The following is a 25,533-nucleotide window of genomic DNA, read 5'->3' on the forward strand; positions in this document are numbered from 1 at the left end:
GAAGCTCCTTACAGTACTTCTGGCGCCAGCGATACAATTTTCATGAACTGCTCAGTACGCAATTCACGAGTCACTGGTCCAAAGATACGAGTACCGATCGGTGCCAGGTTGCTGTTCAATAGAACAGCCGCATTCCGATCGAAGCGAATGACAGAACCGTCTGGACGACGTACGCCTTTCTTAGTACGGACTACCACCGCGTTATACACATCACCTTTCTTCGCTTTAGCGCGAGGAATAGCTTCTTTAACAGAAACCTTGATGATGTCGCCGATACCGGCATAACGACGATGAGAGCCACCCAAGACCTTAATACACTGAACTCTACGAGCGCCACTGTTACACGCGACGTCCAGAGTCGATTGCATTTGGATCATTTTAAGTGCTCCGCTATCGTTACTACACAATCCCACATGGGATAATAAATAAACCTATTTTTGCCGAAAACGGTCAAAAATGGTGCGCAATTATAACACCATAAAATTGGGTTTGGTAGTAGTAAAAACAAACGGCCCCAAAAAAAGTGGAGCCGTTTACCTAATACTTAATCAAAGATTAAGCTTTTGTTACAACGTCAACCAGAGTCCAAGACTTAGTCTTAGACAGCGGGCGGCATTCGCGAATGGTCACGAGATCGCCAGCATTACACTGATTTTGTTCGTCATGAGCATGGATCTTGGTAGTACGCTTGATGTACTTACCATAGATAGGATGTTTCACCTGACGTTCAACTGCAACAGTGATGGACTTGTCCATTTTGTCGCTGATTACACGACCCTGCAAAGTACGGATTTTATCAGACATTATGCACCCGCCTTAGAAGTAATAATGGTCTTAACACGCGCAATATTACGGCGCACTGTTTTCAGCTGGTGAGTTTGACTCAGCTGACCAGTGGCATTTTGCATACGCAGGTTAAACTGCTCACGCAGCAGACCAAGTAATTCAGCGTTCAGTTCTTCAACGCTCTTTTCTCTCAGTTCGCTCGCTTTCATTACATCACCGTCTTAGTTACGAAGGTAGTCTTGATTGGCAACTTAGCGGCGGCCAGTGCGAAAGCTTCGCGGGCCAACTCTTCAGGTACGCCATTCATTTCATAGAGAACCTTGCCAGGTTGAATCTGGCATACCCAGTATTCAACATTACCTTTACCTTTACCCATACGCACTTCAAGAGGCTTAGAGGTAATTGGTTTGTCAGGGAAAACCCGAATCCAGATTTGGCCTTGACGTTTTACGTGACGTGTCATAGCACGACGTGCAGATTCAATCTGACGTGCAGTCAAACGGCCGCGGCCAACTGCTTTCAGACCAAAAGTACCGAAGGACACTTCAGTACCGTTCGCCAGACCGCGGTTACGGCCTTTGAACATCTTGCGAAACTTCATACGTTTAGGTTGCAGCATTGCGGGCTCTCCTACTTATTACGAGGCTTGCGCTTAGGTTGCTGCTTCGGCTCTTCGATCTGAGGCAGCATACCATCCAGAACTTCACCTTTGAAGATCCAAACTTTAATGCCAATCACACCGTATTGGGTGTGGCTCTCAGAAGTCGCATAGTCGATATCAGCACGCAGGGTATGTAGAGGCACACGGCCTTCACGGTACCACTCGGAACGCGCAATTTCAGCGCCGCCTAAACGGCCACTAACTTCAACTTTGATACCTTGGGCACCGATACGCATAGCGTTTTGAACTGCGCGCTTCATAGCACGACGGAACATTACGCGACGCTCTAGCTGCTGAGCGATAGAATCAGCTACCAGCTTAGCGTCCAGTTCAGGCTTACGAATCTCAGCGATGTTGATTTGAGCTGGAGTGCCAGTAATACGGGCAACTTCCGCGCGCAGTTTTTCAACGTCTTCACCTTTCTTACCAATCACAACACCTGGACGGGCAGTGTGAACAGTAACGCGGATGCTTTTCGCTGGACGCTCGATAACGATCTTGGATACTGAAGCAGCTTTCAGTTTCTTTTCCAGAAACTTACGCACTTCCCAGTCGCTGTTCAGATTATTTGCATAATCTGAACCATCTGCGTACCAGGTAGAGATCCAAGGCTTGGTGATACCCAAACGGATACCATTAGGATGTACTTTCTGTCCCATTGCTCTCTCCTAGCGATCGGATACAACCACAGTGATGTGGCTGGTACGCTTGATGATACGATCAGCACGACCTTTAGCACGTGGCATGATGCGCTTCATAACTGGGCCTTCATCTACGAAAACCTTGGCTACTTTCAGCTCATCGATGTCAGCGCCTTCGTTGTGCTCGGCGTTAGCAATCGCTGAATCTACTACTTTTTTGACCAGTACGGCAGCTTTCTTAGGGCTAAAAGTCAGAATTTCCAGGGCCTTAGAAACAGGCAAACCACGGATCTGATCAGCAACCAAGCGAGCTTTCTGCGGAGACGTACGGGCAAAACGATGTTTAGCTAAAACTTCCATCTTATTCCTCCCGTATTAACGCTTCTTCGCTTTCTTATCAGCAGCATGGCCGCGATAAGTGCGAGTTGGTGAGAATTCACCAAGTTTGTGGCCGATCATTTCGTCAGTTACGAAAACAGGTACGTGCTGACGACCATTATGGACAGCGATAGTCAACCCAATCATATTTGGGATGATCATAGAACGGCGAGACCAAGTCTTAATAGGCTTCTTCTCACCCGCTTCTACCGCTTTCTCTACCTTCTTCAGCAAGTGCAGGTCAATGAATGGACCTTTCTTGAGAGAACGTGGCATGGCGAATCCTCTTATTACTTATTACGACGACGTACAATGTACTTGTCAGTGCGTTTATTGCTGCGAGTCTTATAACCCTTGGTTGGAACACCCCATGGAGTCACTGGGTGACGACCACCGGATGTACGACCTTCACCACCACCATGTGGGTGATCGACTGGGTTCATTGCAACACCACGAACGGTTGGGCGTACGCCTCTCCAGCGCTTAGCACCAGCTTTACCCAGCTGACGCAGCATGTGCTCGGCGTTACCTACTTCACCCAGAGTGGCGCGACAATCTACTGGAACCTTACGCATTTCGCCAGAGCGAAGACGCAAAGTTGCGTAGGCACCATCACGGGCAACAACCTGTACGTAAGCACCTGCAGAACGTGCGATCTGAGCGCCTTTACCAGGCTTCATTTCAACAGCGTGTACAACAGAGCCCACAGGGATGTTGCGCAGTGGCAGTGCGTTACCTACTTTGATGTCTGCATCAATACCAGACTTGATTACGTCGCCAGCTTTCATGCCTTTAGCAGCCAGAACATAACGACGCTCACCGTCAGCGTATAGCACCAGTGCGATGTTCGCGGTGCGGTTTGGATCGTATTCCAGACGTTCTACTTTGGCTGGGATACCATCTTTGTTACGCTTGAAGTCGATCAGACGGTAGTGTTGCTTGTGACCACCACCGATGTGACGAGTGGTGATACGGCCAGTGTTATTACGACCACCGGACTTTGACTTTTTCGCCAACAGGCCTGCAAAAGGCTTACCCTTGTGCAGTTCGTTGTTTACCACTTTTACAAGGTGGCGACGACCTGGAGAGGTTGGCTTACACTTAACAATTGCCATGAGTAATCTCCTTATGCTTCAGCGCCGACGAAATCGATATCAGCACCAGCAGCCAGGGTCACGTAAGCCTTTTTCCAATCGCTACGACGGCCAGTACGGGCACCGTGACGTTTGGTTTTGCCTTTGTTAACCAAAGTGCGAACTGCATCTACTTCAACTTCGAACAGTTTCTCAACAGCAGCTTTAACTTCAGCCTTAGTGGCATCCATAGCTACGCGGAAAACTACAGTGTTGGTCTTTTCTGCATTCACAGTACTCTTTTCAGAGATATGTGGAGCCAGAATAACTTTTAGCAAACGTTCTTCGCGGATCATGCCAGCATCTCCTCGATTTGCTTAACAGCATCAGCAGTTACTAGCACCTTGTTGAACGCGATCAGGCTTACTGGATCAACACCAGCAACATCACGAACATCAACCTTGTACAGGTTGCGGGCAGCCAAGAACAGATTCTCGTCTACTTCAGCAGTTACGATCAACACATCTTCCAGATCCATTGCTTGCAGCTTAGCTTTTAGCTCTTTAGTTTTAGGAGCTTCAACACCGAACTTCTCAACAACGATCAGACGATCTTGACGTACCAACTCAGACAGAATGCTTTTCAGCGCGCCGCGGTACATCTTTTTGTTTACTTTTTGGCTGTGATCTTGTGGCTTAGCAGCAAAAGAAACGCCGCCTCCACGCCAGATTGGGCCTTTAACTGTACCGGCGCGAGCGCGGCCAGTACCTTTTTGGCGCCATGGCTTTTTACCAGAGCCAACAACTTCAGCGCGGGTTTTCTGAGCACGAGTGCCCTGACGCGCGTTTGCAGCGAATGCTACAACTACCTGGTGAACCAGTGCTTCATTAAAGTCACGGCCGAAGGTAGTTTCGGAAACTTCAAGAGCGCTATTCGCGTCTTTCAATACCAATTCCATTACTATCTCCTCAGACCTTAAGCTTTAACAGCAGGCTTGATAATCAGGTTACCGTTGGTAGCGCCAGGAACGGCACCTTTAACCAGTAGCAGGTTGCGCTCAACATCTACACGTACTACGTCCAGATTCTGAGTCGTTACTTGCTCGGCACCCATATGGCCTGACATTTTCTTACCCTTGAAAACACGACCAGGCGTTTGGTTCTGACCGATAGAACCATTTGCGCGGTGTGCCAGAGAGTTACCATGAGTCATATCTTGAGTACGGAAGTTCCAGCGCTTAACGCCACCTTGGAAACCTTTACCTTTAGATTGACCAGTAACATCTACTTTCGCTATGTCAGCGAAGATATCAACTTTCAGCTCAGCACCAACTTCAATGCCTTCGCCTTCACCGTCGGCCAGACGCATTTCCCACAGACCACGGCCGGCTTCAACGCCTGCCTTGGCAAAGTGGCCAGCTTCTGGCTTAGTGATGCGATTGGCTTTTTTGGTGCCGGTAGTAACTTGAAGAGCACGGTAACCATCGTTTTCCAGAGTTTTAACCTGGGCAACACGGTTTGCTTCTACTTCAATTACTGTAACAGGGATAGACACACCATCTTCAGTGAAGATGCGGGTCATACCCACTTTACGACCAATAAGACCGATAGCCATCTCTCAAACCTCTTCTAAGGATCTCAGTTAACCTAAGCTAATCTGTACATCTACGCCAGCAGCCAGATCCAGACGCATTAGGGCGTCAACGGTCTTTTCTGTTGGCTCTACGATGTCAACCAGACGCTTGTGAGTACGCAATTCGTATTGGTCACGAGCATCTTTATTAACGTGCGGAGAGATCAAAACGGTATAACGCTCTTTGCGCGTAGGCAGTGGGATAGGACCACGTACCTGGGCACCAGTACGTTTAGCAGTTTCAACGATTTCCGCGGTTGACTGATCAATCAAACGATGATCAAATCCTTTTAAGCGGATCCGGATTCTTTGGTTCTGCATTGACCAGAGCTCCTAAAATGGACACATAAAAAATCACCCTCTAGCTATTCCTCTATGGGAAAGCAGAGCGAGATGATTTAACCGTTCGACTCCCAATCGGAGTCGCTGTAATTAAGATGATTAGCTCAGATTTGCCAACCAACTGTCGCTAACATATGTAAGCGAGGCCATATTATACATGGTCAAGACCAAGATTCAAGCCCTCTGTATGAATAGTCAACAATAAACGCAACCATCCATTAAAACTGTCTGGATTATACGAAGTTTTTTCGTATCCGCCAACCCTTTTCCTGTCACGTAAATAACAAACGCGTATTTACTGCAACAAAAAAGGGAAGCCGAAGCCTCCCCTTTTAGTAGTGCAGTCAAATTATCAATTACTTGATAACTTTTGCTACTACACCAGCACCTACAGTGCGGCCACCTTCACGGATAGCGAAACGCAGACCTTCGTCCATCGCGATAGGAGCAATCAGAGTCACTACCATCTTGATGTTGTCGCCTGGCATTACCATTTCTACGCCTTCTGGCAGTTCGATGGTACCGGTTACGTCAGTTGTACGGAAGTAGAACTGTGGACGGTAGCCTTTGAAGAATGGAGTGTGACGACCACCTTCTTCTTTAGACAGAACGTATACTTCTGATTCAAAAGTAGTGTGTGGAGTGATGGTGCCTGGCTTAGCCAGTACTTGACCACGCTCTACTTCATCACGCTTGGTACCACGCAGCAGGATACCACAGTTCTCGCCTGCACGACCTTCGTCCAGCAGCTTACGGAACATTTCAACACCGGTACAAGTAGTCTTGGTGGTGTCTTTGATACCAACGATTTCTACTTCGTCACCTACGCGGATGATACCACGCTCAACACGACCAGTTACTACAGTACCACGGCCAGAGATTGAGAATACGTCTTCGATTGGCAGCAGGAATGGCTTGTCGATGTCACGCTCTGGCTCAGGGATGTAAGAATCCAGAGCTTCAGCCAGTTCGATTACCTTAGCTTCCCAAGCTGGGTCGCCTTCCAGCGCTTTCAGAGCAGAACCCTGAATTACTGGCAGATCATCACCTGGGAAGTCGTATTCAGACAGCAGTTCACGAACTTCCATCTCAACCAGTTCCAGCAGCTCTTCATCATCAACCATGTCACACTTGTTCATGAATACGATGATGTAAGGTACGCCTACCTGACGAGACAGCAGGATGTGCTCACGAGTCTGTGGCATTGGGCCATCAGTAGAAGCAACAACCAGGATAGCACCGTCCATCTGAGCAGCACCGGTGATCATGTTTTTAACATAGTCAGCGTGGCCTGGGCAGTCTACGTGTGCGTAGTGGCGAGTTGGAGTGTCATACTCGATGTGAGAGGTATTAATGGTAATACCACGCTCACGCTCTTCTGGAGCGTTATCGATCTGTGCGAAATCACGAGCTTCACCACCATAAGTCTTAGACAGTACGTGAGAGATAGCAGCGGTCAGAGTAGTTTTACCATGGTCAACGTGACCAATGGTGCCCACGTTTACGTGGGGTTTGCTACGTTCAAATTTTTCTTTAGCCACGATATATTCCTTTCTTTTCGAGAATGTCCGGCTCTAGGAGCCGGCCAGTATCAAACAATTTACAGTTATTCGTATACTAGATTTAGTTACGAGCTTCAATAACTGCTTTAGCAATGTTTTGTGGTGCTTCAGCGTACTTCAGAAACTCCATAGAGTATGAAGCACGACCCTGAGTTGCGGAACGCAAATCAGTCGCATAACCAAACATTTCAGCTAGAGGGACAACAGCTTTGATGATCTTGATGCCGGCCACGCCATCATCCATCCCATCAATCAGACCACGGCGACGGTTCAGATCACCGACCACATCACCCATGTAATCTTCAGGTGTTGTCACTTCTACTTTCATGCAAGGCTCGAGCAACACAGGGCTGGCTTGAAGCGCACCCTTCTTGAAGCCCATAGAACCTGCAACCTTGAACGCCATCTCGTTTGAGTCCACATCATGATATGAACCATCAAACAGAGTGACTTTCACGTCCAGAACAGGGAAGCCAGCGAGCACGCCGTTCTTCGTCTGTTCCTGGATGCCTTTGTCAACGGCAGGGATGTATTCCTTCGGAATCACACCGCCCACGATTTCGTTGACGAATTCGTATCCGGCACCTTCTTCGTTAGGCTCCAGTTTCAGCCACACGTGACCAAACTGACCACGACCACCGGATTGACGTACGAACTTACCTTCCACTTCAACTGCACTGCGGATGGTTTCGCGGTATGCAACCTGTGGTTTACCCACATTACATTCAACACTGAATTCGCGACGCATACGGTCAACAATAATATCCAGGTGGAGTTCACCCATACCTGAAATCAGTGTCTGACCGGTTTCTTCGTCGGTCTCAACCCGGAAAGAAGGATCTTCCGCTGCCAATTTTTGCAGCGCGATGCCCATTTTTTCCTGATCGGCTTTAGAGCGAGGCTCTACAGCAATGGTAATTACCGGCTCAGGAAACTCCATGCGCTCTAGAATCACTTTATGATCACTGTTACACAGAGTATCACCTGTGGTCACTTCTTTCAGACCAATCAGGGCGGCAATATCGCCGGCGCGAACTTCTTTTAGCTCTTTGCGGTCATTAGCATGCATTTGCACCATACGACCAATACGTTCACGCTTGCCTTTTACTGAGTTATAAACTGCATCACCAGACTCTAGTACCCCAGAATATACCCGGATAAAGGTCAGTGTACCCACAAATGGGTCAGTCGCAATTTTAAATGCCAATGCCGCGAATGGTGCGTTGTCGTCAGATGGACGCTCAACCTCATTTTCATGCTCATCGATACCCTTGATTGCTGGTACATCGATAGGGGCTGGCAGATATTCAATCACGGCATCAAGAACGGCCTGAACGCCTTTGTTCTTGAACGCACTGCCACAGGTGGCCAGTACGATTTCATTGTTAATGGTACGCTGGCGCAGGGCGGCTTTAATTTCCTCTTCTGACAGTTCACCTTCTTCAAGGTACTTATCCATCAGTTCATCGGATGCCTCAGCGGCTGCTTCAACCAGGTACTCACGCATCTCAGTGGCTTTGTCCACCAAGTGTGCAGGAATCTCTTCATGGGTGAAAGTCATGCCCTGGTCTGCTTCGTTCCAGTTAATGGCTTTCATCTTGATAAGGTCGATAACACCTTTAAATTCGTCTTCTGCACCGATGTTCAATTGAATAGGAACACAAGTAGCACCCAGACGATGGCGGATTTGATCAACAACGCGATCAAAATCAGCACCGGCACGGTCCATCTTATTGACGAATACCATGCGGGGTACACCGTACTTATCGGCTTGTCGCCATACGGTTTCAGATTGTGGTTCTACGCCAGAGGAGCCACAAAATACTACTACGGCGCCATCCAGTACACGCAAAGAACGTTCAACTTCAATAGTGAAGTCTACGTGGCCAGGTGTATCAATAATATTAATGCGGTGTTCAGTAAACTGCGCATCCATACCACGCCAGAATGTGGTTACCGCAGCAGAAGTGATTGTGATACCACGTTCTTGCTCTTGCACCATCCAGTCAGTGGTCGCTGCACCGTCGTGTACTTCACCGATTTTATGAGACAGGCCGGTATAAAACAGAACGCGTTCAGTGGTGGTGGTTTTACCAGCGTCAACATGAGCACAGATACCGATGTTACGGTAGCGCTCAATAGGAGTTGTACGAGCCACGATTATACCCTCTTACCCGGGAATAATCGTCCCGGAAACAACATAGTGGCGTGGACCGAAGCCCACGCCAATTTTATTACCAGCGGTAATGAGCAAACGCTTTGTTTGCTTCAGCCATACGGTGAACGTCTTCACGCTTCTTAACCGCAGTGCCTTTGTTTTCGGATGCATCCAGCAATTCACCTGCCAGGCGCAGAGCCATAGATTTTTCACCACGCTTACGAGCAGCTTCAACCAACCAGCGCATAGCCAGAGCGTTACGACGCACTGGACGCACTTCACATGGAACCTGGTAAGTAGAACCACCAACACGGCGAGACTTAACCTCTACCGCTGGGCGTACGTTGTCCAGGGCTGCTTCTAGTAGAACCAGATGGTCTTCGCTTTTCTTTTCAGCGATTACATCCAGAGCTTTGTAGATAATTTTTTCAGCAGTAGACTTTTTGCCGTCCTGCATAATGACGTTGATGAACTTAGCCAGCAACTCACTATTGAATTTTGGATCAGGTAGGATTTTACGTTGTCCTACAACGCGACGTCTTGGCATAACAATTCTCCGTATGCTTCAGGTACTTCCAAAACTTGGAATTACAATTTAACTAGCTTGGCCTTACTTAACGGGAAACCATTAAGACTTAGGACGCTTAGCACCGTACTTGGAACGGCCTTGGCGACGAGTAGTCACGCCAGCACAGTCCAGAGCGCCACGAACGGTGTGATAACGCACACCTGGCAAATCTTTAACACGACCGCCACGGATCAGGATTACGCTGTGCTCTTGCAGGTTGTGACCTTCACCACCGATGTATGAAGTTACTTCAAAACCGTTGGTCAGACGAACACGCGCTACTTTACGCAGTGCAGAGTTTGGTTTCTTTGGAGTGGTAGTGTACACACGAGTACAAACACCACGTTTCTGTGGGCACGCTTCCAGTGCAGGCACGTTAGTCTTTTCGACTTTCGCTGCACGTGGCTTACGTACCAACTGGTTTACAGTTGCCATGTATAGCTCCAAATCAGTTGAATCTGGTTCAACAATAAGGTGTGAAAAATCTATATCCCACTATGGTGGGACGCGGAATTTTAGAAAGGTAAAGCCAGACTGTCAAGAAATAGCCAACTTTTGCTGTGCTTTACAATAAAAAAGGCGCCTTCAGGCGCCTTTTTTAATTTCAGGCGATTAGTTCTAGTTGCTGGTCATATTCAGCAGATCTGCCAGATTCTGCTCAGCTTCGCTGGCAGTAATAGTCTGGGACTGCTCTGACTCACCATGACCATGCGCCTGATTACGCTTATTATGATAAGCATAACCGGTACCCGCAGGAATCAGACGACCCACGATCACGTTTTCTTTCAGACCGCGCAGGTTATCACTCTTACCACCTACTGCCGCTTCGGTCAGTACGCGAGTGGTTTCCTGGAACGATGCCGCAGAAATGAAGGATTCAGTTGCCAAAGAGGCTTTGGTGATACCCAGCAGTTCGCGTTCGAACTTCGCTGGCATCTTACCCTGCTCTTCCAGTTCGCGGTTAGCGATCTTCACGCGAGCCACTTCAACCTGTTCGCCTTCCAAGAACTCAGAGTCACCGGCTTCTGTGATGATGCACTTACGCAACATCTGACGGATGATAACTTCAATGTGCTTGTCGTTAATCTTCACGCCCTGCAGACGGTAAACGTCCTGCACTTCGTTCACGATGTAGTTAGCCACATGGTGGATACCACGCAGACGCAGGATGTCGTGTGCCGCTTCTGGACCATCAGCGATCACTTCACCACGCTCAACTTTTTCACCTTCGAACACGTTCAGGTTACGCCACTTAGGGATCATCTCTTCGTAAGCGTTGCCGCCTTCGTTAGGAGTGATTACCAGACGACGCTTACCTTTGGTTTCTTTACCGAAGGAGATAGTACCGCTGATTTCGGCCAGGATTGCAGGTTCTTTTGGCTTACGCGCTTCGAACAAGTCAGCAACCCGTGGCAGACCACCGGTAATATCGCGGGTCTTAGAAGATTCCTGAGGAATACGCGCCAGCGCATCACCCACACGGATCTGAGCGTTATCGGCCAAGTTCACAATCGCGTGACCAGGCAGGAAGTACTGTGCAGGTACTTCAGTACCAGGGATCATCAGATCGTTGCCGTCAGCATCCACCAGACGAATCATAGGACGCATTTCTTTACCGGCAGTGGTACGCTGACCTACGTCCAGTACCACGATAGAAGACAAACCAGTCAACTCATCGGTTTGAGTTGTCATGGTCACGCCATCGATCATATCCTGGAACTTCACATAACCCGCCACCTCAGAGATGATTGGGTGAGTGTGTGGATCCCAGTTCGCAATGATCTTGCCAGCTTCAATAGCCTGATCTTCCAAGCATTCCAGTACAGTACCGTAAGGTACCTTGTAACGCTCTTTTTCACGACCCAGATCATCGATAATCGCCAGTTCAGAAGAACGAGATACAATAACCAGTTTGCCGTCACTGTTAGTAACATGCTTAGCATTGTGCAGTTTAAGTGTACCAGGGTTTTTCACCTGGACATTATTTTCTGCAGAAGCTCGAGATGCCGCACCACCGATGTGGAAGGTCCGCATCGTCAGCTGGGTACCAGGTTCACCGATTGACTGAGCTGCAACCACACCAATTGCTTCACCGTGGTTAATCAGGTGACCACGAGCCAAATCACGACCGTAACAATAGGCACAAACACCGAAATCCGTTTGACAACCGATTACTGAGCGTACTTTCACTTCGTCTACGCTGTGCTCTTCCAGCTTATCACACCATGCTTCATCCAGCAGAGTGCTTCGAGGTGCCAAAACCTCTTTTGTGCCTGGGTAGTAAACATCTTCTGCGACCACACGGCCCAGAACACGTTCACGCAGCGGCTCAACCACGTCACCACCTTCAATCAGCGGCTTCATGATCAGACCTTCGTGGGTACCACAATCATCTTCAACGACAACCAGATCCTGAGCCACGTCAACCAGACGACGAGTCAAGTAACCGGAGTTCGCAGTCTTCAGTGCGGTATCCGCCAGACCCTTACGAGCACCGTGGGTAGAGATAAAGTACTGCAGTACGTTCAAACCTTCACGGAAGTTCGCCACAATTGGCGTTTCAATGATCGAACCATCTGGTTTCGCCATCAGACCACGCATACCCGCCAACTGACGGATCTGAGCGGCACTACCCCGTGCGCCTGAGTCGGCCATCATATAGATGCTGTTGAAGGACTTCTGCTTCTCTTCTTCGCCGTCACGGTTAATCACGGTTTCAGTAGACAGGTTTTCCATCATCGCCTTGGACACTTTTTCGTTAGTCCGGGCCCAGATATCGATTACCTTGTTGTAGCGTTCGCCCGCAGTTACCAGACCTGACTGGAACTGCTCCTGGATTTCCAGGACTTCTTCTTCAGCTTCCTTCACCAGGCTGTACTTCAGCTCTGGAACTTCCATATCGTTGATACCTACAGAGGTACCGGAAATGGTTGCATATTGGAAACCGGTGTACATCAGTTGGTCAGCGAAGATAACAGTATCTTTCAGACCCAACTGACGGTAGCAAGTGTTCAGCAGCTTAGAGATCTGCTTCTTGCCCATATCCTGGTTCACCAAGTCAAATGACATACCGGCTGGCAGGATAGTAGACAGCAGTGCACGGCCAACAGTGGTGTCGACAATGCGGCGTACTTTAGTGCGCTCACCGTTTTCACCAATGTGAGTTTCGGTAATACGTACTTTTACGCGAGAATGCAGTTCAGCAGCACCTGTGCGGTAAGCTTTTTCAGCTTCAGCCACAGATTCAAAGGCCATACCTTCACCCTTGCCGTTTACTTTTTCACGGCTGGTGTAGTACAGACCCAATACCACGTCCTGAGAAGGTACGATGATAGGCTCACCGTTCGCTGGCGACAGGATGTTGTTGGTAGACATCATCAGGGCGCGCGCTTCTAACTGAGCTTCCAGCGTCAGAGGCAAGTGAACCGCCATCTGGTCGCCGTCGAAGTCAGCATTATAGGCCGCACACACCAGAGGGTGCAGCTGGATTGCTTTACCTTCGATCAGGATAGGTTCAAACGCCTGGATACCCAGACGGTGCAGTGTCGGTGCACGGTTCAGCAATACAGGATGTTCGCGGATAACTTCATCCAGTACGTCCCAAACCTCAGCAACTTCACGCTCAACCATCTTCTTGGCAGCTTTGATGGTAGTCGCCAGACCGCGACCTTCCAGCTTACCGTAGATGAATGGCTTGAACAGTTCCAGTGCCATCTTCTTAGGCAGACCACACTGGTGCAGACGCAGGTATGGACCTACGGTAATTACCGAACGGCCTGAGTAGTCAACACGTTTACCCAGCAGGTTCTGACGGAAACGACCCTGCTTACCTTTGATCATGTCAGCCAGAGACTTCAGTGGACGCTTGTTGGAGCCAGTGATGGCGCGACCACGACGGCCGTTATCCAACAGGGCATCAACAGATTCCTGCAGCATACGCTTTTCGTTGCGTACGATGATGTCAGGCGCAGCCAAGTCCAGCAGACGCTTCAAACGGTTGTTACGGTTGATCACGCGGCGATACAGATCGTTCAAATCTGAAGTCGCGAAACGACCGCCGTCCAGCGGTACCAGTGGACGCAGATCCGGTGGCAGTACAGGCAGCACTTTCAGGATCATCCACTCTGGCTTGTTGCCGGAGTTGTAGAAAGCTTCCATCAGCTTCAGACGCTTGGTCACTTTCTTACGACGGGTTTCAGAGTTGATAGATGGCAACTCTTCACGCATTTGTTCGATTTCTTTTTCCAGATCGATGGCTTTCAGCAGTTCCAGAACTGCTTCTGCCCCCATCTTGGCTTCGAACTCATCGCCGTACTCTTCCAGAGCGTCCAGGTAGTTTTCTTCGGTCAGCATCTGACCGCGCTCCAGGCTGGTCATGCCTGGCTCGATAACTACGAAAGATTCGAAATACAGTACCCGCTCGATGTCGCGCAGGGTCATATCCAGCATCAGACCGATACGGGATGGCAGTGATTTCAGAAACCAAATGTGGGCAACTGGGCTAGCCAGTTCAATGTGACCCATACGCTCACGACGTACTTTAGTCTGGGTAACTTCTACGCCACACTTTTCACAGATTACACCGCGGTGCTTAAGACGCTTGTACTTACCGCACAGACACTCATAGTCTTTTACAGGACCAAAGATGCGCGCACAGAACAGACCTTCACGCTCAGGCTTAAAAGTACGGTAGTTAATGGTTTCAGGCTTCTTAACTTCACCAAAAGACCAAGAGCGGATCAGATCAGGCGACGCCAGGCCGATCTTGATACCGTTAAACTCTTCGGTCTTGCTTTGCTGTTTCAGAAACTTTAATAAGTCTTTCACGTTTCTCTCCTGAAGGAGTTAAACCGGGTGCCCCGCCGCTGGGCGGAGCACCAATTCTGTTACCTACGAGGCCTTAGCCTGTATTACTCTTCGTCCAGCTCGATATTGATACCGAGTGAGCGGATTTCTTTCAGCAATACGTTGAAGGACTCTGGCATGCCAGGCTGCATCTGATGGTTGCCATCCACGATGTTCTTATACATCTGGGTACGGCCGTTCACATCGTCAGACTTCACTGTGAGCATTTCCTGCAGGGTATAGGCTGCGCCGTATGCCTCCAGGGCCCACACTTCCATCTCACCGAAACGCTGACCACCGAACTGTGCTTTACCGCCCAATGGCTGCTGGGTCACCAAGCTGTACGAACCGGTAGAACGGGCGTGCATCTTGTCATCTACCAAGTGGTTCAGCTTAAGCATGTACATGTAACCAACGGTTACTTCACGCTCAAATTGGTTACCGGTGCGACCATCAAACAGTTTCAACTGACCAGAGGTTGGCAGGCCGGCAAGTTCAAGCATCTGCTTGATCTCTTTCTCTTTGGCACCGTCAAACGCTGGCGTGGCAACTGGCAGACCATCTTTCAGGTGCTTAGCCAGACGCATCACTTCATCATCAGTGAAGGAGTCGATATCCACTTTCTGCTGCAGACCGTCACCCAGCTCATATGCCTGCTTGATATAATCACGCAGTTCAGCCAGTTCACGCTGCTCTTCCAGCATGGTGTTGATACGGTTACCAATGCCTTTAGCTGCCGCACCCAAGTGAACTTCCAGTACCTGACCGATGTTCATACGGGATGGTACACCCAGAGGGTTCAATACGATGTCAACAGGGTTGCCGTTCTCATCGTATGGCATGTCTTCGATAGGACAGATCTTAGAGATCACACCCTTGTTACCGTGACGACCCGCCATCTTATCACCAGGCTGGATAGTACGTTTAACTGCCAGGTAAACCTTAACAATTTTCAGTACACCAGGAGCCAGATCATCACCTTGGGTAATCTTACGACGCTTGATTTCAAACTTCTTATCAAAGTCTGCTTTCAGCTCTTCGTGCTGTTCGGCCAGCTGTTCCAGTTCAGTTTGCTTAACTTCATCGTCAATCACCTGAACTAAAAATTCTTTGCGAGCAATCTCAGCCAGCTGTGCTTCGCTATAACCGGCATTAACCAGTAAGTTACGCGCACGGCCGAAGATACCTTCTTCCAGGATCTTGAACTCTTCAGTCAGGTCCTTACGAGCCTGAGCAATGTGCATTTCTTCAATTTCCAGTGCGCGCTTGTCTTTCTCAACGCCGTCACGGGTAAATACTTGCACATCGATTACGGTACCCTTCACAGAGTTAGGTACGCGCAAAGAGCTGTCTTTCACATCAGAGGCTTTTTCACCAAAGATGGCACGCAGCAGTTTCTCTTCTGGTGTCAGCTGGGTTTCACCTTTAGGTGTTACCTTACCAACCAGAATGTCGCCGCCTTTCACTTCAGCACCGATGTAAACAATACCGGACTCGTCCAGCTTGGACAGCGCAGACTCACCTACGTTAGGGATATCAGCAGTGATCTCTTCAGAACCCAGCTTGGTATCACGAGCGATACAAGACAGTTCCTGAATGTGGATAGTACTGAAACGATCTTCCTGCGCTACGCGCTCAGAGATCAAAATCGAGTCTTCGAAGTTGTAACCGTTCCAAGTCATAAATGCGATACGCATGTTTTGACCCAGAGCCAGATCACCCAAGTCGGTAGATGGACCGTCAGCCAGTACGTCACCACGTACAACTGGATCGCCTACTGAGCAGCATGGACGCTGGTTAATACAGGTGTTCTGGTTAGAACGGGTGTACTTGGTCAGGTTGTAGATGTCGATACCAGCTTCGCCTGGTGTCAGCTCATCTTCGTTAACCTTAACCACGATACGGCTAGCATCAACATAGTCGATTACACCGCCACGCTTGGCAGCCACAACCACGCCAGAGTCCACAGCCAGGTTACGTTCAATACCAGTACCAACTAAAGGCTTTTCAGACTTCAATGTTGGTACGGCCTGACGTTGCATGTTCGCACCCATCAATGCACGGTTCGCGTCATCGTGTTCCAAGAATGGAATCAAAGATGCTGCAACAGAAATAATCTGTTGTGGCGATACGTCCATATACTGGATATCAGCGGCACGCATAAAGGTAGATTCACCCTTGTGACGGCAAGCAACTTGCTCGTCCAGAATGCGACCTTCGCTGTCCATGGTGATGTTGGCCTGTGCTACTACATAGCGGCCTTCTTCGATGGCAGACAGGTATTCAACCTCTTCGGTCACCACACCATCAATCACTTTACGGTATGGTGTTTCCAGGAAACCGTAAGAGTTGGTGCGGGCGAAAGTTGCCAGCGAGTTAATCAGACCAATGTTTGGACCTTCAGGGGTCTCAATTGGACACAGACGACCATAGTGAGTTGGATGCACGTCTCGCACTTCGAAGCCGGCACGCTCACGGGTCAAACCGCCTGGACCCAAGGCAGAAATACGACGCTTGTGGGTCACTTCTGACAGCGGGTTGTTCTGATCCATAAACTGAGACAGCTGAGAAGAACCGAAGAACTCTTTTACTGCCGCAGAAATTGGCTTGGCATTGATCAGGTCCTGTGGCATCAGCTCGTTCAGATCGCCCAGAGACAGACGTTCACGAACGGCGCGCTCAACACGTACCAGACCAACACGGAATTGGTTTTCAGCCATTTCGCCCACAGAGCGAATACGGCGGTTACCCAGGTGATCGATATCATCAACTTCATCAGAACCATTACGGATCTCGATGATCTTGCGCATTACCGCAACGATATCGTCATTGCTCAGTACACCAGTACCTTCATCATCTGGGATTTCCAGACGACGGTTGAACTTCATGCGACCAACCTTAGACAGGTCGTAACGCTCATCACTGAAGAACAGGTTTTGGAACAGAGCTTCGGCGGCATCCTTGGTTGGTGGCTCGCCTGGACGCATCATACGATAGATCTCAACCAGCGCTTCCAAACGGTTGGTGGTGGTATCGATACGCAGGGTGTCAGAAATATAGGCACCGTGGTCCAGCTCATTGATGTACAGAGTACCGATTTCCTTGATGCCGGCCAGAGACAGCTGGGCCAGAGATTCCAGGCTCAGTTCGCTATTGGCGCTAACCAGTACTTCACCGGTATCAGGATCGATGTAATCTTGTGCAGCCACTTTGCCGGTAATGTACTCAACAGGTACTTCCAGCTCTTTCGTGTTACTGCGCTCCAGCTGACGGATATGACGTGCAGTGATACGACGGCCTTTTTCAACCAATACAGTACCTTCTGCATCTTTGATGTCAAAGCTGGCAGTTTCACCACGCAGACGCTCAGGAACCAGTTCCATTACCAAGGAATCTTTCTTCACTTTGAAGTCAATACGTTCAAAGAAAGTATCCAGAATTTCCTGGGTTGTGAAGTTCAGCGCGCGAAGGATGATGGTTGCAGGCAGTTTACGACGACGGTCGATACGAACGAACAAAGCGTCCTTAGGATCGAACTCAAAGTCCAGCCATGAACCACGGTAAGGAATAATACGTGCGTTATACAGCACTTTACCTGATGAGTGAGTCTTACCACGGTCGTGGTCGAAGAACACACCAGGGCTACGGTGTAACTGAGATACAATTACCCGCTCAGTACCATTGATCACAAAGGTACCGTTTTCAGTCATCAGAGGGATATCCCCCATGTAGACTTCTTGCTCTTTAATGTCTTTTACAGTGCCAGGCGCTGCTTCACGGTCATACAGTACCATGCGCAGTTTTACGCGCAGTGGTGCGGAATAAGTAACACCGCGGATTTGACACTCTTTCACATCAAAGACAGGCTCGCCCAGCTTGTAGCTTACGTATTGCAGCTCGGAGTTACCGGAAAAGCTCTTGATGGGAAAAACGCTACGGAAGGCAGCTTCAAAGCCACGCTCACCGGTAGGGTCTTGATCGATGAATGTCTTGAAAGAGTCTAATTGAATAGACAATAGGTAAGGAATGTCCAGTACGCGTGGACGCTTACCAAAGTCTTTACGAATACGCTTCTTTTCAGAATAGGAGTAAACCATGGGTTTCCTCTGCTTGCGAGATGTGACCAAGACTGAACCAACCCAAAGGTTAACTCAGCACGTTTGCCCATCACCGTTGAGGCAAGAACCTAACCAATAATCACTGCTAGGGACTGCGAAATATGGCGACAAACGGTGAACAAAAAATCGCCAACGCCTACAGCGCAAAAAAGGCCGACGGTTAATTAACCGCCAGCCTCCACTCGATTGCTCGAGTGTTTTAGTATGCTAAATAATAGCTTACTTGATCTCTACAGAAGCACCAGCCGCTTCCAGCTCAGTTTTCAGAGCTTCAGCTTCTTCTTTAGAGATAGCTTCTTTAACTGCTACAGGAGCAGATTCAGCCATAGCTTTGGCTTCTTTCAGGCCCAGACCGGTAGCGCCACGCAGAGCTTTAATAACAGCTACTTTGTTGTCGCCGTGACCAGTCATAACTACGTCAAACTCAGTCTTTTCTTCAGCAGCAGCAGTCTCAGCACCGCCAGCAACTACTGCAGCAGCAGCAGAAACACCGAACTTCTCTTCCATAGCTTCGATCAGTTCAACAACTTCCATTACAGACATTGCTGCAAAGGCTTCTAACATTTGGTCTTTAGTGATAGACATAAGAAATATTTCCTATTGTTCTGAATTCAATGATTTCAAGCAGCCAGCTTAAAATTAAGCGGCTTCTTTTTGATCGCGCAGGGCGGCCAGAGTACGAACAAACTTGGCAGCTGATGCCTCTTTCAGAGTCATCATCAGCTGGGCCAGTGCTTCTTCGTAAGTTGGCAGTTTTGCCAAACGATCGATCTGAGCTGCAGGGATAAATTCCCCTTCAAAAGCTGCACCTTTAACTTCAAATTCGGCTTGCTCTTTAGCAAAGTCTTTTAACAGACGAGCTGCAGCACCTGGGTGCTCGTTAGAGAAAGCGATTAAAGTTGGGCCAGTGAACACCTCGTTCAGGCACTCAAAAGAGCTACCTTCAACTGCGCGACGAGCCAGAGTGTTACGTACAACTTTTACGTATACACCGTTGGCGCGGGCAGCTTTACGCAGGGCAGTCATGGCGCCTACAGTAACACCGCGAGAATCGGCTACTACTGCAGACAGTGCACCTTTGGCAGCTTCGCTGACTTCAGCAACAATTGCTTTCTTGTCTTCGAGTCTTAATGCCATTGGCTATACTCCTGGATTCTACCCGGGTTAATTCCCGGAAATTACCTACTAAGTACCAAATGTACTTAGTGACTTACGGTGCAGATTATCCAGCAGAAAAATTCTTAACTGGGGCCTGACACCGTCTACGCAGGCAATTAAGTAAATTTTATGATTCACACCTGCGATCTTGGACGGAAACCAATTTAAACCTGACGGCAAAAAAGGCTTCAACCCACCAAAGTGCGCGCATTATATGCTAACGCGCACACCCTGTAAATTAGTTAGCCGCTTCCAGAGTATTCTGGTCAACAACTACACCTGCACCCATAGTGGTGGAGATGGTCACTTTCTTGACGTACACGCCTTTAGCAGCAGCTGGCTTAGCCTTTTTCAGAGCAGTCAGCAGAGCTTCCAGGTTTTCTTTCAATTGAGCAGTTTCGAAATCAACCTTACCGATAGTGGTATGGATGATACCGTTCTTGTCGTTACGGTAACGAACCTGACCTGCTTTAGCGTTCTTAACAGCTTCAGCAACGTTAGGCGTTACAGTACCGGTCTTAGGGTTAGGCATCAGGCCGCGTGGCCCCAGGATCTGACCCAGTTGACCAACAACGCGCATTGCATCTGGAGAAGCAATTACTACGTCGAAGTTCATTTCACCAGCTTTAACTTGTGCAGCCAGCTCGTCCATACCAACTAGCTCTGCACCCGCTTCTTTAGCAGCTTCGGCATTTGCACCTTGGGTGAACACAGCAACACGCACTTCACGACCAGTACCGTGAGGCAGAACAGTTGCACCACGAACGTTTTGATCAGATTTACGAGGATCAACGCCCAGGTTTACAGCAACATCAACACTTTCAACGAACTTAGCAGTAGCCAGTTCTTTCAGCAGAGCAACAGCTTCGTTGATTTCGTAGCTCTTGGTTCCGTCTACTTTCTCACGGATTACGCGCATGCGTTTAGTCAGCTTAGCCATTGTATTAGTCCTCTACTACCAAACCCATTGAACGCGCAGTACCTTCGATAGAACGCATCATAGCTTCTACGTCAGCACCAGTCATATCAGCAGCTTTAGTTTCAGCAATTTCCTGAACCTGTGCACGCTTGATAGTACCCACTTTTTCAGTGTTAGGACGGCTAGAACCGGACTTCAGACCAGCAGCCTTCAGCAGCAGGAATGATGCTGGAGGAGTTTTGGTTTCGAAAGTGAAAGAACGGTCGTTGTATACGGTGATAACAACAGGAATTGGCATACCTTTCTCGAACTTTTCAGTACGAGCGTTGAATGCTTTACAGAATTCCATGATGTTAACGCCCTTCTGACCCAGAGCAGGACCTACTGGTGGGGAAGGGTTAGCAGCACCAGCTGCAACTTGCAGCTTGATGTAAGCTTCAATTTTCTTTGCCATGAGACATTTTCCTCAAGTATGGGTTCAAACGCTGACCAGCAACAGGCCGGTAAGCTCCCCCGAAAACAACGGGTGCGGATTATATATTAACCCGCACCCGTTGCCAAACGGATTTTGTACTTTATTTGATCAGCTTTTTTCAACCTGACTAAAGTCCAGCTCAACTGGAGTAGAGCGACCAAAGATCATTACAGATACTTTTACGCGGCTCTTTTCATAATCCACTTCTTCCACGGTACCGTTAAAGTCGGCAAAAGGCCCTTCATTAACGCGTACCACTTCACCAGGCTCAAACATCACTCGATGAGTTGGAGACTCAGTGGTTTCCTGCAGACGCTGCAGGATAGCATCAGCTTCACGATCGGAAATTGGCGCAGGACGGTCAGACGTACCGCCAATAAAACCCATTACCCGTGGAATGCTTTTAACTAAATGCCAGCTTTCGTCATTCATTTCCATCTGCACTAGTACATAGCCAGGGAAAAATTTACGCTCACTCTTGCGGCGTTGACCAGCACGCATTTCTACAACTTCTTCAGTTGGTACCAGTACTTCACCGAAATACTGTTCCATACCGTGCATTTTGATATGTTCAATCAGTGACTTACAGACCCGGCCTTCGTAACCGGAGAATGCCTGTACCACATACCATCTTTTTTTAGCTTCTTTCGCTTCAGTCATTCGAGGTGCCTATACGCCAGTAATGAAATTGACAATTCGCAGCAGCACTGCGTCCAGACCCCAGAGGATCAATGCCAGAATACCTGTTGCCGCCAGCACAATGAAAGTAGTGTTCAGGGCTTCCTGACGAGTCGGCCACACCACCTTGCGCACTTCGATTTGTGATTCACGGGCAAACGCCAGAGCCTGTTTACCCTTGGCTGTTTGCAAAGCAATAAAACCTGCCAGAGCAAACGCAATTACCACTGCAATTGCACGTACCAGCACGCTATGATCGCTGTACATTTGATTGCCAATAACAGCAGCGGCCAGCAAAATAATCGCCAGACCCCACTTCACGATATCCAAGGAGCTTCCTTGGTTTTCAGTATTAGTTGTCATCGGTTAATTCCGTTACTCATTACAACCTGAGCTAAAGCCCGCTGCTATTCAGAATTACATCATCAAAGATTACGGACTTGCCTTTCCGAACTCACCCTTGATTCGCGAATTGCATCAGCTCAGGGGTCAAAAATCGGCCATAGATTGTATTCTTAATCAGCTTGGTTAGCAAGGCAACCGGCGGCAGGGACAAGGTAAAATCAACAAATTTATGTACTCGCCAACCGTCCAGCCCAGTGGAAAAGTATTGTCTTCATCACAGAATAAAACAAAAAAGGGAAGCCGAAGCTTCCCTTTTGGTAGTGCAGTCAAATTATCAATTACTTGATAACTTTTGCTACAACACCAGCACCTACAGTGCGGCCACCTTCACGGATAGCGAAACGCAGACCTTCGTCCATCGCGATAGGAGCAATCAGAGTTACTACCATCTTGATGTTGTCGCCTGGCATTACCATTTCTACGCCTTCTGGCAGTTCGATGGTACCGGTTACGTCAGTTGTACGGAAGTAGAACTGTGGACGGTAGCCTTTGAAGAATGGAGTGTGACGACCACCTTCTTCTTTAGACAGAACGTATACTTCTGATTCAAAAGTAGTGTGTGGAGTGATGGTGCCTGGCTTAGCCAGTACTTGACCACGCTCTACTTCATCACGCTTGGTACCACGCAGCAGGATACCACAGTTCTCGCCTGCACGACCTTCGTCCAGCAGCTTACGGAACATTTCAACACCGGTACAAGTAGTCTTGGTGGTGTCTTTGATACCAACGATTTCTACTTCGTCACCTACGCGGATGATACCACGCTCAACACGACCAGTTACTACAGTACCACGGCCAGAGATTGAGAATACGTCTTCGATTGGCAGCAGGAATGGCTTGTCGATGTCACGCTCTGGCTCAGGGATGTAAGAATCCAGAGCTTCAGCCAGTTCGATTACCTTAGCTTCCCAAGCTGGGTCGCCTTCCAGCGCTTTCAGAGCAGAACCCTGAATTACTGGCAGATCATCACCTGGGAAGTCGTATTCAGACAGCAGTTCACGAACTTCCATCTCAACCAGTTCCAGCAGCTCTTCATCATCAACCATGTCACACTTGTTCATGAATACGATGATGTAAGGTACGCCTACCTGACGAGACAGCAGGATGTGCTCACGAGTCTGTGGCATTGGGCCATCAGTAGAAGCAACAACCAGGATAGCACCGTCCATCTGAGCAGCACCGGTGATCATGTTTTTAACATAGTCAGCGTGGCCTGGGCAGTCTACGTGTGCGTAGTGGCGAGTTGGAGTGTCATACTCGATGTGAGAGGTATTAATGGTAATACCACGCTCACGCTCTTCTGGAGCGTTATCGATCTGTGCGAAATCACGAGCTTCACCACCATAAGTCTTAGACAGTACGTGAGAGATAGCAGCGGTCAGAGTAGTTTTACCATGGTCAACGTGACCAATGGTGCCCACGTTTACGTGGGGTTTGCTACGTTCAAATTTTTCTTTAGCCATGGTATTGCCTCAATCCAAGAGTCTTGGTGATGAAAACCTACAGATATGAAAAAATTCCGACGAAACAGTTTTCGTCGAAACGATTAATTTGTATTAGGTTTTAGCTTGAGTAGGAAGGATGGTGCTGATAGGCAGACTCGAACTGCCGACCTCATCCTTACCAAGGATGCGCTCTACCACCTGAGCCATATCAGCAACAAATTGGAGCGGGCGGCGGGAATCGAACCCGCGTTATCAGCTTGGAAGGCTGGAGTAATACCATTATACGACGCCCGCGTAACCTACTAGGCTACCTAATACTTTTAGAAAGTGGTGGAGGGAGAAGGATTCGAACCTTCGAAGGCGGAGCCGTCAGATTTACAGTCTGATCCCTTTGGCCACTCGGGAACCCCTCCAGAGAAATGGTGCCGGCACCAAGAGTCGAACTCGGGACCTACTGATTACAAGTCAGTTGCTCTACCAACTGAGCTATGCCGGCGTGTCATTTCGGTAGCGGATATTAGGTAAATGTGGCGGCGAGTGCAATAGATATTTTGAAATTTTCCTAAAAAAAGCATCAAGCGTTGTTTTTTTGTACTTAAAAACCAAATTATAACCAATTATTCATGGCTATCACCGCTTAAGGCTGTCTGCGTAACAGCATATTAGCGCTAACTATTGTCCCACCTAGGGCGATGGTGTACTGTGCCCTTCCGGTCAGTGAGGAAAAACCATGATCACCAACAATCCAATCCAACAGGCCCTTTATCTGGCATTTGCACGCCAGCAGTGGGCTGGTCTCCGGGACGCCGTACCACTGACCCTCAGTGAAACAGAGTTAACCCAATTGCGCGGTATTAATGAAAATATTTTGCTGGCAGAAGTAACTGATATTTACTTACCCCTTAGCAGGTTGATGAACCTGTTTGTTGGCTCAAAGCAACAGCGGGGCATTGTCTTAAATGAGTTTCTCGGCAAAAAACCGACAGATGGTCCATACATTATCAGTATTGCTGGCAGTGTTGCGGTCGGGAAAAGTACTACCGCTAGGATTTTACAAGCCTTACTTCGACGCTGGCCTGAACATCCTAGAGTAGACCTAGTGACCACTGATGGCTTTCTCTATCCATTGTCGATCTTAAAACAAAAAGGCTTGTTACAACGTAAAGGCTTTCCAGAAAGCTATGACACCCGCATGCTTATCGACTTTATTTCAGCACTGAAATCTGGTCAGCCAACGGTACATGCGCCTAAATACTCGCATATTACTTATGATAGGTGCGAAGAAACTCAAGCTGTCAGCCAGCCCGACATTCTCATTTTAGAAGGGTTAAATGTGCTGCAGACAGAATTGGACTCCCCTGTCGATATACGCCGTCCATTTGTTTCTGACTTTGTTGATTTTTCCATTTATGTTGATGCGCCTGAAGCACAACTGAAACAATGGTATATCAATCGTTTTTTACAGTTTCGCAGTGGCGCTTTCAGTGCTGATAACTCTTATTTTCGCCACTATGCACAACTCTCAGATCAGCAGGCCAAAGAAACTGCAGCAACCATATGGGATAGCATTAACGGCCCCAATTTAAATCAGAATATTCTCCCTACTCGCGAGCGGGCACATCTGATCTTACAAAAAGGACCTGAACATGAAATTGCCCAAGTCCTACTAAGAAAATAATTAACGTATCT

At 48.6% G+C, this 25,533-nt stretch carries 26 protein-coding genes and 4 tRNA genes; 1 reads left to right on the forward strand and 29 read right to left on the reverse strand.

The window, feature by feature from the left end; genetic code table 11:
- Positions 1 to 8 precede the first annotated feature (8 nt).
- The 29 genes from rplN to NFHSH190041_RS19070 all read right to left on the reverse strand — a co-directional run bounded on the left by rplN (position 9) and on the right by NFHSH190041_RS19070 (position 24,340).
- Entirely contained in the window at positions 9 to 377 is a 369-nt protein-coding gene (gene rplN / locus NFHSH190041_RS18930; protein ID WP_261923248.1) for a 50S ribosomal protein L14, read from the reverse strand.
- 178 nt (positions 378 to 555) lie between these two features.
- Positions 556 to 804: a 30S ribosomal protein S17 gene (gene rpsQ, locus NFHSH190041_RS18935; protein ID WP_261923249.1), complete on the reverse strand. Its 249-nt coding sequence runs from the start codon at positions 802 to 804 to the stop codon at positions 556 to 558.
- Positions 804 to 995, reverse strand: coding sequence for a 50S ribosomal protein L29 (gene rpmC, locus NFHSH190041_RS18940; RefSeq protein WP_261923250.1), 192 nt, complete (start codon positions 993 to 995; stop codon positions 804 to 806). The genes rpsQ and rpmC overlap by 1 nt, the downstream gene beginning before the upstream one ends.
- On the reverse strand, positions 995 to 1,405 hold the full coding sequence (rplP, locus tag NFHSH190041_RS18945; RefSeq protein ID WP_261923251.1) for a 50S ribosomal protein L16: 411 nt from the start codon (positions 1,403 to 1,405) through the stop codon (positions 995 to 997). Before rplP ends, rpmC begins: the two co-directional genes overlap by 1 nt.
- A gap of 11 nt (positions 1,406 to 1,416) precedes the next feature.
- Positions 1,417 to 2,106 (reverse strand): 30S ribosomal protein S3, encoded by a 690-nt coding sequence (gene rpsC, locus NFHSH190041_RS18950; protein WP_261923252.1) that lies wholly within the window; start codon positions 2,104 to 2,106, stop codon positions 1,417 to 1,419.
- Positions 2,107 to 2,115: 9 nt separating this feature from the next.
- Positions 2,116 to 2,448, reverse strand: coding sequence for a 50S ribosomal protein L22 (rplV, locus tag NFHSH190041_RS18955; RefSeq protein ID WP_261923253.1), 333 nt, complete (start codon positions 2,446 to 2,448; stop codon positions 2,116 to 2,118).
- Positions 2,449 to 2,463: 15 nt separating this feature from the next.
- Positions 2,464 to 2,742, reverse strand: coding sequence for a 30S ribosomal protein S19 (gene rpsS, locus NFHSH190041_RS18960; protein ID WP_261923254.1), 279 nt, complete (start codon positions 2,740 to 2,742; stop codon positions 2,464 to 2,466).
- A gap of 14 nt (positions 2,743 to 2,756) precedes the next feature.
- Complete coding sequence (gene rplB, locus NFHSH190041_RS18965; RefSeq protein ID WP_261923255.1) at positions 2,757 to 3,581, reverse strand: 50S ribosomal protein L2; 825 nt, start codon at positions 3,579 to 3,581, stop codon at positions 2,757 to 2,759.
- An 11-nt stretch (positions 3,582 to 3,592) separates the two neighbouring features.
- The gene (rplW, locus tag NFHSH190041_RS18970; protein WP_261923256.1) at positions 3,593 to 3,895 is read right to left on the reverse strand and encodes a 50S ribosomal protein L23; all 303 of its coding nucleotides are present in this window, start codon (positions 3,893 to 3,895) and stop codon (positions 3,593 to 3,595) included.
- Positions 3,892 to 4,497 (reverse strand): 50S ribosomal protein L4, encoded by a 606-nt coding sequence (rplD, locus tag NFHSH190041_RS18975; RefSeq protein ID WP_261923257.1) that lies wholly within the window; start codon positions 4,495 to 4,497, stop codon positions 3,892 to 3,894. Before rplD ends, rplW begins: the two co-directional genes overlap by 4 nt.
- Before the next feature lie 17 nt (positions 4,498 to 4,514).
- Positions 4,515 to 5,153: a 50S ribosomal protein L3 gene (rplC, locus tag NFHSH190041_RS18980; RefSeq protein ID WP_261923258.1), complete on the reverse strand. Its 639-nt coding sequence runs from the start codon at positions 5,151 to 5,153 to the stop codon at positions 4,515 to 4,517.
- Positions 5,154 to 5,180: 27 nt separating this feature from the next.
- Complete coding sequence (gene rpsJ / locus NFHSH190041_RS18985) at positions 5,181 to 5,492, reverse strand: 30S ribosomal protein S10 (protein WP_011070616.1); 312 nt, start codon at positions 5,490 to 5,492, stop codon at positions 5,181 to 5,183.
- Between the two features lie 377 nt (positions 5,493 to 5,869).
- Entirely contained in the window at positions 5,870 to 7,054 is a 1,185-nt protein-coding gene (tuf, locus tag NFHSH190041_RS18990) for an elongation factor Tu (RefSeq protein WP_261923259.1), read from the reverse strand.
- 82 nt (positions 7,055 to 7,136) lie between these two features.
- On the reverse strand, positions 7,137 to 9,233 hold the full coding sequence (gene fusA / locus NFHSH190041_RS18995; RefSeq protein ID WP_261923260.1) for an elongation factor G: 2,097 nt from the start codon (positions 9,231 to 9,233) through the stop codon (positions 7,137 to 7,139).
- A 76-nt stretch (positions 9,234 to 9,309) separates the two neighbouring features.
- On the reverse strand, positions 9,310 to 9,780 hold the full coding sequence (gene rpsG, locus NFHSH190041_RS19000) for a 30S ribosomal protein S7 (RefSeq protein ID WP_261923261.1): 471 nt from the start codon (positions 9,778 to 9,780) through the stop codon (positions 9,310 to 9,312).
- 81 nt (positions 9,781 to 9,861) lie between these two features.
- Positions 9,862 to 10,236, reverse strand: coding sequence for a 30S ribosomal protein S12 (gene rpsL / locus NFHSH190041_RS19005; RefSeq protein ID WP_115139184.1), 375 nt, complete (start codon positions 10,234 to 10,236; stop codon positions 9,862 to 9,864).
- Positions 10,237 to 10,419: 183 nt separating this feature from the next.
- Complete coding sequence (gene rpoC, locus NFHSH190041_RS19010; protein WP_261923262.1) at positions 10,420 to 14,628, reverse strand: DNA-directed RNA polymerase subunit beta'; 4,209 nt, start codon at positions 14,626 to 14,628, stop codon at positions 10,420 to 10,422.
- Between the two features lie 83 nt (positions 14,629 to 14,711).
- Positions 14,712 to 18,743, reverse strand: a complete 4,032-nt coding sequence (gene rpoB / locus NFHSH190041_RS19015) for a DNA-directed RNA polymerase subunit beta (protein WP_261923263.1) — start codon at positions 18,741 to 18,743, stop codon at positions 14,712 to 14,714.
- A 240-nt stretch (positions 18,744 to 18,983) separates the two neighbouring features.
- Complete coding sequence (gene rplL, locus NFHSH190041_RS19020) at positions 18,984 to 19,349, reverse strand: 50S ribosomal protein L7/L12 (protein WP_261923264.1); 366 nt, start codon at positions 19,347 to 19,349, stop codon at positions 18,984 to 18,986.
- A gap of 54 nt (positions 19,350 to 19,403) precedes the next feature.
- Positions 19,404 to 19,901, reverse strand: coding sequence for a 50S ribosomal protein L10 (gene rplJ, locus NFHSH190041_RS19025; RefSeq protein WP_261923265.1), 498 nt, complete (start codon positions 19,899 to 19,901; stop codon positions 19,404 to 19,406).
- 259 nt (positions 19,902 to 20,160) lie between these two features.
- Positions 20,161 to 20,862, reverse strand: a complete 702-nt coding sequence (gene rplA / locus NFHSH190041_RS19030; RefSeq protein ID WP_261923266.1) for a 50S ribosomal protein L1 — start codon at positions 20,860 to 20,862, stop codon at positions 20,161 to 20,163.
- Positions 20,863 to 20,866: 4 nt separating this feature from the next.
- Complete coding sequence (gene rplK / locus NFHSH190041_RS19035; protein WP_261923267.1) at positions 20,867 to 21,295, reverse strand: 50S ribosomal protein L11; 429 nt, start codon at positions 21,293 to 21,295, stop codon at positions 20,867 to 20,869.
- A 129-nt stretch (positions 21,296 to 21,424) separates the two neighbouring features.
- Complete coding sequence (nusG, locus tag NFHSH190041_RS19040; protein ID WP_261923268.1) at positions 21,425 to 21,976, reverse strand: transcription termination/antitermination protein NusG; 552 nt, start codon at positions 21,974 to 21,976, stop codon at positions 21,425 to 21,427.
- Positions 21,977 to 21,985: 9 nt separating this feature from the next.
- Positions 21,986 to 22,357, reverse strand: coding sequence for a preprotein translocase subunit SecE (gene secE, locus NFHSH190041_RS19045; RefSeq protein ID WP_261923269.1), 372 nt, complete (start codon positions 22,355 to 22,357; stop codon positions 21,986 to 21,988).
- Between the two features lie 320 nt (positions 22,358 to 22,677).
- Entirely contained in the window at positions 22,678 to 23,862 is a 1,185-nt protein-coding gene (tuf, locus tag NFHSH190041_RS19050) for an elongation factor Tu (protein ID WP_261923259.1), read from the reverse strand.
- 119 nt (positions 23,863 to 23,981) lie between these two features.
- Positions 23,982 to 24,057: transfer RNA gene (locus NFHSH190041_RS19055), tRNA-Thr, on the reverse strand.
- A 7-nt stretch (positions 24,058 to 24,064) separates the two neighbouring features.
- A tRNA-Gly gene (locus NFHSH190041_RS19060) sits at positions 24,065 to 24,138 on the reverse strand.
- A gap of 34 nt (positions 24,139 to 24,172) precedes the next feature.
- Positions 24,173 to 24,257, reverse strand: a tRNA-Tyr gene (locus NFHSH190041_RS19065).
- Positions 24,258 to 24,264: 7 nt separating this feature from the next.
- Positions 24,265 to 24,340: transfer RNA gene (locus NFHSH190041_RS19070), tRNA-Thr, on the reverse strand.
- Positions 24,341 to 24,574: 234 nt separating this feature from the next.
- On the opposite strand from NFHSH190041_RS19070, the gene coaA reads away from it, so the two are divergent.
- Complete coding sequence (coaA, locus tag NFHSH190041_RS19075; RefSeq protein ID WP_261923270.1) at positions 24,575 to 25,522, forward strand: type I pantothenate kinase; 948 nt, start codon at positions 24,575 to 24,577, stop codon at positions 25,520 to 25,522.
- Positions 25,523 to 25,533: the final 11 nt, after the last annotated feature.

Source organism: Shewanella sp. NFH-SH190041 (genome assembly GCF_024363255.1).
In the GTDB taxonomy this organism is placed as follows: domain Bacteria; phylum Pseudomonadota; class Gammaproteobacteria; order Enterobacterales; family Shewanellaceae; genus Shewanella.